Raw genomic sequence first — 8,986 nt, 5'->3', positions numbered from 1 at the left:
AGTCTTGGAACGGCAACTGCGATACACTAAACTAGCTTCTTGCATTGAAGGCAACAAGGGCCCGTAGCTCAACGGTTAGAGCAGAGGACTCATAATCCTTTGGTTCGGGGTTCAAATCCCTGCGGGCCCACCAACCTCAGTAGAATTTTTTCGCTGTCCCTGCGCTCAGGATTCCGGCAGCAGATTTCCCGCTCCGCTCTCGCCTCCCTGCGCCGATGCAAAACTTAGTGAAGCCTCCAGAAAAGAAGGCCGTCCGGCGAACCGGACGGCCCTGTTAAGCGAAGCTGGCTGTTAGTTACAGCCCGGCATTTTTACCTTGCTGACCCATGTCGACCAGTTGAACGCGCCGCTCGACTTCAAGTATTCCGTGGTGAAGAACATCGTGCAGTCATCCGTCGGATCGACGCTGATGCTCGAATAATCTCCCCAACGGGTCAGTGATCCGCCAAGGTAGCGTCCCTGCGAACCCCCACCGGCGAGCATCTGCGCTTCAGTCCCCATGGTGCCCAGCGCATCGCCCGCCGCACGTGCCGTGTACCAGAGCGACGGGTAAACGCTGCTGCTCGACTTGCTGTAGCCCATCATGATGTTGCCCTGTTTGTCCATGGCAACCGAGCCCATCCAGCGATAATTCGAGTCAGGAGCGAACGTCCCCTGCTGCCGAACGCTCACGTTGCCACCCGTGGCCGACAGTTCATACCAGCGAACGCCCGCGTAGGACTGCTTGCCGCTGCCTACGGAGACCGAGTGGTTCACGACCATCCGTTCGCCGGCGGCGCCGAGGTTGCGATATGCGAGTCGATACATCAGGCGATCCGCAAGGGAGTCCAGCTTGACGGAGGTTCCCGGCTGTGGGACGCAGGTTCCGCCGCTGCAAGCCCGGGTGAACGCGCTCACCGCAACCGCTGTGGGACCGGTCAACGTGGTGTTGGCCGCGTTCGCAAAGTCCACCTTGTACTTCCAAACGTTGAGCACGTTGGTGCCGAAGTTGACGAAGTACTCGGGCGTGCCAACTGGCGGCAGCGTGGAGCCGTCGATATCGGCAGGCAGCAGACCACCGTAGCTGGTGCTCAACTGAACGCATTGCGATGTGGCGGCCGTTCCGGCCAGCATCGCAGCGCGGTCGAATGCGCAAATCTTGGAGCCCTTGAACGTGGAGCCATTGGCGAACATGTTGTAGGCCGCGTAATAACCGTCAGCCCATATGCCGAACTTGCCGTAGTCGTTGAAGTCTGTGCCGTAGGAGTAGGCATACAGGTTCCAGGCGCCGTTTGCGTCCGCCGTCTGCGAGACCGCGATGCATTGCAGATAGGGAGTCGTGCTGACGGAGAATTGGCTCATCAGCCAGCGATGCGCCTGCTTGTCCCAGAGGACGATGGGGTCGCCATCGTTGTTGTTCTGGCAGCCACCGCCGAAGTTTTGCCACAGCGTGTTCCCGTTCTTGGGACTTCCGACCATCGCGCCCGTGGACTTGTCGAAGATCGCGAACGCTTCATTCACCCACTGAATGTACTGCGTGTCGCCGACCGAGCCGTTGGTGTCAGGCGGAGCGGCGTTCACGCTGTAGTTGCCAAGTCCCACGCCTTCGAAACCACTGAGGGGAGTGGCGACAAGTGGTCCGTAGTTTGTCTGCACCGCGCCGGTGATGGAACCGGTGCTGCGGCCAGCAGGCAACGGTTTTACAGGATGCTCGTGCGCCTGTCCCACGCGTTCGACCGATTGCAGGTCGCGCAGCGGACGCGAGACACCCATCTTTACCGGCTTGTGAACCTCAACTTTGTAGGTTTCCGCGGCTGCCGAAAGCGACATCGCGAGGACGACGAGTATCGCAAGGTTCAGCGATACAGCGTTGCGCGCCGTGCTGGGACGGTTTGCCATAGAGTGAAAGCTCCTATTCTTCCAACGCAAATAGAGTGTTCAACAGAGCGGAATACAGTTGTGCAAAGACGGTGCGGTTTGTTTGCGGGGGGAAGAATTATGAGAACAACGGAGCCAACGACGCCATCCAGAATGTCAAGCAGAGTAGCTTTAAACGAGCACGCTGTCAAACGCGGAAAACCCAGAACGTAGGAATATCTTGCGCGCTAGAATCATGCGCATGAACGAGCAACCGCGCGGCGGCCTCTCCCGCCTGTGGCACCATTTCCCTCTTCGCAGCAGAGCACACCTGGCTGAACGTGCTGCTGCTGGTTGTTCCCTTCGCGCTTGCAGCGCACTTCGCTCACGCACAACCGCTGGTCACGTTCGTGGCGGCCGCGGCAGCGATTATTCCGCTGGCAGGCGTGCTCGGCGAAGCTACGGAAGACCTGGCTGGACGCATAGGCCCGACGCTCGGGGGAATTCTGAACGCGACAATGGGAAACGCGACCGAACTTATCATCGCGTTCTTCGCGTTGCGGCTCGGGCATGTGCAGGTCGTGAAAGCGTCACTATCGGGCAGCATCATCGGGAACCTGCTGCTCGTACTGGGACTGAGCATCCTGGCCGGCGGGCTCAAACGGGAAAAGCAGACGTTCTCCCGCACGGCGACAGCCACCAACAGCACGATGCTGTTCATCGCCGTGGTGGCGCTCATCATGCCTGCCGTCTTCGACCTCACGGTCTTCGGCAATCTTCGCCAGCAAAATCCATTTCTTGAAAAGCTGAGCCTTGCGACGAGCGCGGTGCTCATCATCATCTATCTCGTCAGTTTCATCTTCATGTTGAAAACGCACAAAGCCGTCTTCCACCATGGCCAGACGGAAGGCGCTCACGCCGCGGCTCATGGCGGCGCCATGCGCCCGGTTGTGTCGCTGGTCACCGCAACCGTTCTGATCGGATTTCTGAGCGAGATGCTGGTCTCTGAAATCGACATGGTCACGAAGTCGCTAGGCATGACGGAAACCTTCGTCGGCGTTATCGTGGTGGCCATCATCGGCAACGCCGCGGAGCACTCGACGGCGATCTTCGTAGCCCGCCGCAATCAGATGGACCTTGCGATGACGATCGCGATCGGGTCCAACACGCAAATCGCTCTTCGTTGCGCCGTTGCTGGTCTTTCTTTCCGTGGCGCTCGGGAATCCCATGTCACTGGTCTTCGGCGGACTCGAAATTGCATCCATCGTGCTCTCTGTGCTGATCGTGGAAATGATCTCCGCCGACGGAGAGAGCAACTGGTTCGAAGGTACGCAACTGCTTGCGGTATACATCATCCTGGCCGTGTCCTTCTACTTTGTGCCTTCGTAAGAAGAGAACAGATCAAAGCAACTGCCGCTTCCAGATAGGGTTCTATTAACCATTCCTCGGAGGCGCGCGTGCGAATTGGAGTCGTTCCAAATCTTCTGCTCGCGATATCGTTCGCTCTCACAGCCTCATTCGCCGGGTGCGGCGGCGGTGAGACTCTCTTCGATATTTGTGGATGTGTGCCGACCTCCCCAGCGTCGAAAGACCATCGCCACGCCGAGAAACACGTTCCGCTGCCGAACATACCCACGCAGGAAATCACGGTGTCCACCATTCTCGGATGGCCTATTGACCCCGCGCTGCTTCCACCCGACGCCCCGCGTGCAGGCCGCGAACTAAAGCTGTTTCACATCGCCCACGCATACGTTCAAACCGTGCGGATCGAACACAGCGACTGCGATCTGCATATGGAAATTTCGGATACGGCGGACAAGATGGCGCCGCGCGCCATCGTGGAGACGCCTGTCGACGGCGAGTACTGCTCGGCACGCCAGGCAATACAACAGCAATTGGCAAAGCACGGAATTTTTGTTGGACACGAGCAGGTTGGAGAATTGCCGCAGGAGATCACTCCTGCGCTGCAGGCCGATATCGTCGGACTGGCGTTCGAGGATTTCAACCACCCCGGACGTGGCACAGCGCTCGTTGCGACGATATGGGAATTACATCCAGCGATCGTAAAGCTCTTGGAGTAGAGGGCGGGTGCGAACACTTATCGATGAACGAGAGGGGTGGAAGACTCGTGGCGCGAGATTGCGAACGACGGCCGCGTGTACCTGCCGAGGATGCTATTCCAGCGGACCTTCAGCATCTCCATCCCCATTTTGAAACCATCCACAACGGGATTGATCTTGGAGCGCTCATCGTGTGCCCACTCGACTGGAACTTCGGCAACGCGCAATCTGAATTTGTCCGCCAGAAACAGCAACTCAGGATCGAATCCCCAGCGCTCGATGTGCTGGCGGGTGAAGATCTTTTCCGCCGACTGGCGAGTGAATGCCTTGAACCCGCACTGGGTGTCTTTGTATTTCAACCCGAGGATCATGCGTAGCAGCAAATTAAAGACGCGTCCGATGAGTTGGCGAAAAAACGATTGGCGCTGCGTTTGCAATTCGGCCTGCAACCAGCGTGAACCGATGGCGACATCGGCGCCATTGTGGAGCGCTGTGAACAATTTGCTGGACTCTTGTATAGGCGATGAGAGGTCTGCGTCGCTGAAGAGCAGAATGTTCCCCTCGGCGTTCAGCATCCCATTGCGCACACTGTAACCCTTGCCGCGGTTGCCTGGATTCTCGAGCAATCGCACTTGGGGGTGCGAGGCCGCGTAGTGCTGCACGATCTCAGACGTGTTGTCGCGTGAGCCATCGTTGACGACGATGATTTCGGCGCACCACCGCTCCGCTGCGACGTACGCGAGCACCTTGTCCAGAGTAGCCGAGATGCGCTCGCTCTCGTTGTAAGCCGGGATGACGATACTGTAAGTAGGGCTTTCCATCAGCAACTTAGACGCACTTGCATTGTAGAGCAGTTGTCACGTGATCGAGCGACAAAAAGCCGGAGCTGGCCGACCGACGTCTATTCGGATTTCGGACTTGCATTGCGATGCGCGGAGAACGAATCGCAAGAACGCAGAGGCGCGCTGAACAATCGTATCTTCAGCTAAACAGCTCGAATTAAGCAGCTTGCCGGTTATTCTCAAGCATTGCGAAGAATTCAGTGACCAGGTGCCTATCCCAGAGACCCAGGCGCGCTTCCTGGAACATGACTTCTCGTGAGTCTTCATGCGTGCGAGCAGGCTTGTAGGGTCGCGCCGTCCTCAGCGCATCGTAAACGTCCACAATCTGCAGAATGCGCGCCAGCAGGGGGATGGACTCGCCGGTGAGTTGATCGGGGTAGCCACTGCCGTCCCAATGCTCATGGTGATGGCGGATGATGGGCAACACGATGCGGAGTGATCGCAGTGGCTTGCAGATGTTCTCGCCAATGATGGGGTGCTGCTTCATCGTGCGCCACTCGTCGGCAGTAAGGTTCGTGCCTTTCTTTAGAATCTCGTCGGGAATAGCAATCTTGCCCAGGTCATGCAGGAACCCCCCGCGTTTGAGGGCGACCTGCGCATCGCGATCAAGCCCAAGGTGCACACCGAGATCGCTAGCGCTACGGGCTAACCGCTCGCAATGACCTTCCGTATAGGGGTCGCGTGACTCCACGCTAAGGCCCAGCGTGCAGAGCACGGCTTCGGCATTTTCCAACTCGTCGGTGAAGTCTTTTAGTTTGAGCAGCGACCTGACCCGGGCGAAAAGCTCTTCGGGGAAAATCGGTTTGTTCAGGAAGTCATCGGCACCAGCCTCAATGCCTCGAATTTTGTCTTCGCGATCGGTGAGGCCGGTAATCATTACGACCGGGATCAACCGGGTAGCGGGATCGTCTTTCCACTCGCGGCAGAGTTCGTATCCGGTCTTCACGGGCATGATGACGTCGAGCAGAACAATATCGGGAGGACACGCCTGCATCTGCTGCTCGCCCTCAGCGGCACTCGACGCAGTTACCACGTCATAGCCACGGGTCTGCAACAACTCTCGCATCAGCACCGTGTTTTCCTGGTTGTCGTCCACCACCAAAATCAGCGGAGCGCGTTTACGCGAGAAATTGTCAGCCATTAGAGTCTGGGAGGGACATGTAGCCCGATAGGTTGCATGAGAGTTGCACTTCGAAAATCCTGGCCGACTGACCTTGCCTGCGAAAAACGTCTGCCAAGAACCTCTGTGAAGAACCGTACCAGAAGCCGATCGCACGCCTGCGGACGTGTGGACCTATCGACATTGTGAGCCTGCACTTGCCGACCAGCCCCGCTGGCGATACGCTTGCGCATATGCGCAAATCGGCCGCTCTCTTTTTTCTATTCATATTGTTGTTCACCAATACAGCATTGATGTCGGCTGCCAAGCCCCGCACCGTGAGCTTGGGCAAGTGGATGCCCGTGAAGCTGTTTATCGGCCCCACGGAAGATAAGACGCTAGACATCAAGGTGCGCCCGCTCATGGTGAACGGACGCATCAAAGAGTTCACAACCGGCGAGCCGCACGATGTGACGGAGCGCCTTTTCGTAATTCGCCGTGCATTCCGCGTGAATGACAACCTGCCTGTGGAAGAGGCCCCCGTGGGTCAGCGCAAGATGCCCAAGTGGCTGTGGCAGCGAGGCGGATGGCTGATGGTGGACCGCGAAACGGCACGCATCACGCAGATCAATTTGCCCGAGTTCGACCCCTTCTACTCTGAGGCCGCCTGGTTTCGCGACTATGTCGCCTATTGCGGCATCTCCGAGAACTCGGAGAAACTCTACGCAATCGTCGCTCAACTCGGGCGGAAGAAGACGGTGTTAAAACGCGATCTCGGGGCCTCCAGCCAGCGCGAAATGCCGGACGCGGAATGTGCCGTGCCTCAGTGGGAGAAACAACCCGTGCGTGTTACCTTCAGCCCTGTACGCGGTGAGAAGGTCACGTTCACTGTGCGCGGACACTCGGCCGACGTGGCACCCGGTTCCACAGAAGATGAGGACTGATCTTGAAGACCTTCGACGAGTACTTGCACGACGCAGAAATCGCCCATGGACATCTTTGCGCAGGACAAGTACTCGGCGTGCGAATGGCGCTGCTCGGGCTTCGCCTGCTCGGCATTGATGACCCACGCGGCCGCGATCGTAAGCGAACCGTTACATACGTGGAAATCGACCGCTGCGCCACAGACGCAATTGGAGTCGTGACCGGATGCCGCCTGGGCAAACGCGCACTGAAGTTCCGCGACTGGGGCAAGATGGCAGCGACGTTCATCGATGCCGCCAATGACCGCGCGGTACGAGTCAGCGCGCGCGAAAACTCGAAGGAACTCGCCCGCGCGTTGCACCCGGAACTCGACAGCAAGAACCAGCAACAGATGCTTGCGTATCGCGAACTCAGTGACGCCGACCTCTTCGACGTGCAGTGGGTTCGCGTAGCTCTTCCACCCGAAGAAATGCCCGGCTACAAGGGCGAACGAATCGCCTGCGACCTGTGCGGCGAAGGCATCGCCTTTAAGCGCGAAGTGCGTCGCAACACCCAGGTTTTGTGCCGCGGCTGCGCCGGCGAACGCTACTACACGCCAATCGAAAAGATGCGGGCTGAGTAGTTCATCAAACATCTTTTTCTGCGTTATTAAGATTTCAAAGAACAATTAGCTCAGGACACAGTGGTTCTGCTTTGCTGTTCTGCAAAACGAAAAACTGTTTGCGAACAGAGTGGCTTTGCAAGCCCACGCATATGCCTGCAAGCGCAGGGCCGAAGTACATAGGACGTTAAGCACCTGTGATTTCTGGATTTAGCAGAACACTCTGCGAGCAGCTTGGAAAACGGGCAGGCAAGTTTTACGCGTCGGGAACAAACAGCAGGTACAAAAGCTCTCGGTGAGACACGGGCGGGCTTTATTGTTTGCGAGTGTGCGCGGGGCGACCCGAGGCGGCCATCCCGTGTTCGACTACGTGTGCGATCCGCAGTACCGTGCTCTCGTCGAAGTGCTTGCCAAGAATCTGGATGCCGACGGGTAGATTGTCGCGCGTGGAACCACAGGGTACCGAAATCGCGGGAATACCGACGAGGTTCGCTGTGACCGTGAAGATATCGGCCAGGTACATCGCCAGAGGATCATCCGTTTTCTCGCCGAGTTTGAAAGCAGGGGTGGGCGTCGTGGGCGTGACGATAGCATCGACGTTGGCAAAGGCCTGCTCGAATTCGCGTGCCAGCAGCGTCCGGACCTTTTGCGCTTTTACGTAGTATGCGCCGTAGTAGCCGGCGCTCAGTACGTACGTGCCGAGCATAATGCGCCGCTTGACCTCAACGCCGAAACCTTCCCCGCGCGTACGACGATACATCTCGCTAAGAGTGCCCGCCCCTTGGGCGCGATGGCCGTAGCGCACGCCGTCGAAGCGAGCCAGATTCGAGGAGGCTTCGGCGGTGGCGACAACGTAGTAGGCAGGAATGGCGTACCTGGTGGCAGGTAGCGAAATTTGGACAACGCTAGCTCCGGCGGCACGCAATTGACCGATGGAGGCCTCCACGCGAGCGCGCACATCGTCATCGAGTCCGTCACCGAAATACTCTTTGGGGATCCCGAGGCGCAGGCCCTTGATGTCGCGGCCAATCTCGCCGGCGTAATCAGCGACAGGCACATCCGCCGAAGTGGAATCCAGTGGATCGCGTCCGGCGATTGTCCGTAACATGATTGCCGCATCTTTTACGGTCTTCGTCAGTGGGCCAATGTGATCGAACGAGGAGGCGAAGGCGATCAATCCGTAGCGCGAAACGCGGCCGTATGTCGGCTTCAATCCAACGACGCCGCAGAACGAGGCAGGCTGACGGATCGAACCGCCAGTATCCGAACCCAGCGCGGCGACTGTCATTCCGGCCGCCACCGACGCGGCCGAACCGCCGGAAGATCCGCCGGGAACGCGGGACAAATCGCGTGGATTGCGAACCGGATGGAAGCCGGAGTTCTCGTTGGATGAGCCCATAGCAAACTCGTCGCAATTGAGCTTGCCCAGGACGAGTGCGCCAGCGGCTTCGAGGCGAGCAACGGCCGCGCAGTCGTATGGCGCGATGAAGTTTTTCAGAATCTTCGAACCCGCAGTGGTGCGAATGCCGCGCGTCATCATCACGTCTTTGACTGCGATGGGGACGCCTGCGAGCGGCGGCAGTTCATCACCCCTATCGGCGATACGATCGATCTCGGCGGCCTT

General features: G+C 58.3%; 8 protein-coding genes and 1 tRNA gene. 5 read left to right on the top strand and 4 right to left on the bottom strand.

Annotated features, from left to right (window positions below; translation table 11 throughout):
- The first annotated feature begins 57 nt into the window (after window positions 1–57).
- A tRNA-Ile gene (locus tag VN622_07765) sits at window positions 58–133 on the top strand.
- Window positions 134–291: 158 nt separating this feature from the next.
- Here the strand turns inward: VN622_07765 and VN622_07760 are convergent.
- Window positions 292–1,878: a hypothetical protein gene (locus tag VN622_07760; GenBank protein ID HWR35748.1), complete on the bottom strand. Its 1,587-nt coding sequence runs from the start codon at window positions 1,876–1,878 to the stop codon at window positions 292–294.
- A 299-nt stretch (window positions 1,879–2,177) separates the two neighbouring features.
- Here VN622_07760 and cax point away from each other — a divergent pair, with 299 nt between their 5' ends.
- Window positions 2,178–3,263 carry a calcium/proton exchanger gene (gene cax / locus VN622_07755; GenBank protein HWR35747.1) on the top strand — a complete coding sequence of 362 codons (1,086 nt, stop codon included), beginning with the start codon at window positions 2,178–2,180 and terminating at the stop codon, window positions 3,261–3,263.
- Window positions 3,264–3,293: 30 nt separating this feature from the next.
- Complete coding sequence (locus tag VN622_07750; protein ID HWR35746.1) at window positions 3,294–3,917, top strand: hypothetical protein; 624 nt, start codon at window positions 3,294–3,296, stop codon at window positions 3,915–3,917.
- Window positions 3,918–3,934: 17 nt separating this feature from the next.
- Here VN622_07750 and VN622_07745 read toward each other — a convergent pair whose 3' ends face one another.
- Together VN622_07745 and VN622_07740 are read right to left on the bottom strand one after the other, a co-directional pair.
- Complete coding sequence (locus VN622_07745) at window positions 3,935–4,717, bottom strand: dolichyl-phosphate beta-glucosyltransferase (GenBank protein HWR35745.1); 783 nt, start codon at window positions 4,715–4,717, stop codon at window positions 3,935–3,937.
- A gap of 178 nt (window positions 4,718–4,895) precedes the next feature.
- Window positions 4,896–5,879 (bottom strand): HD domain-containing phosphohydrolase, encoded by a 984-nt coding sequence (locus tag VN622_07740; GenBank protein HWR35744.1) that lies wholly within the window; start codon window positions 5,877–5,879, stop codon window positions 4,896–4,898.
- A 176-nt stretch (window positions 5,880–6,055) separates the two neighbouring features.
- Between VN622_07740 and VN622_07735 the strand changes: the two genes are divergently transcribed.
- Both VN622_07735 and VN622_07730 read left to right on the top strand, forming a co-directional pair.
- The gene (locus VN622_07735) at window positions 6,056–6,781 is read left to right on the top strand and encodes a hypothetical protein (protein HWR35743.1); all 726 of its coding nucleotides are present in this window, start codon (window positions 6,056–6,058) and stop codon (window positions 6,779–6,781) included.
- Between the two features lie 2 nt (window positions 6,782–6,783).
- Complete coding sequence (locus VN622_07730; GenBank protein ID HWR35742.1) at window positions 6,784–7,383, top strand: FmdE family protein; 600 nt, start codon at window positions 6,784–6,786, stop codon at window positions 7,381–7,383.
- 292 nt (window positions 7,384–7,675) lie between these two features.
- Here VN622_07730 and gatA read toward each other — a convergent pair.
- A partial coding sequence (gatA, locus tag VN622_07725) for an Asp-tRNA(Asn)/Glu-tRNA(Gln) amidotransferase subunit GatA (protein HWR35741.1) occupies window positions 7,676–8,986 on the bottom strand: 1,311 nt, incomplete at its 5' end.

The sequence above is a fragment of the Clostridia bacterium genome, assembly GCA_035561135.1.
Lineage (GTDB): Bacteria > Acidobacteriota > Terriglobia > Terriglobales > Acidobacteriaceae > DATMYA01.
Note: the sequence above shows the minus strand (reverse complement) of the source record. Positions and strands in the feature narration are given on the sequence as shown.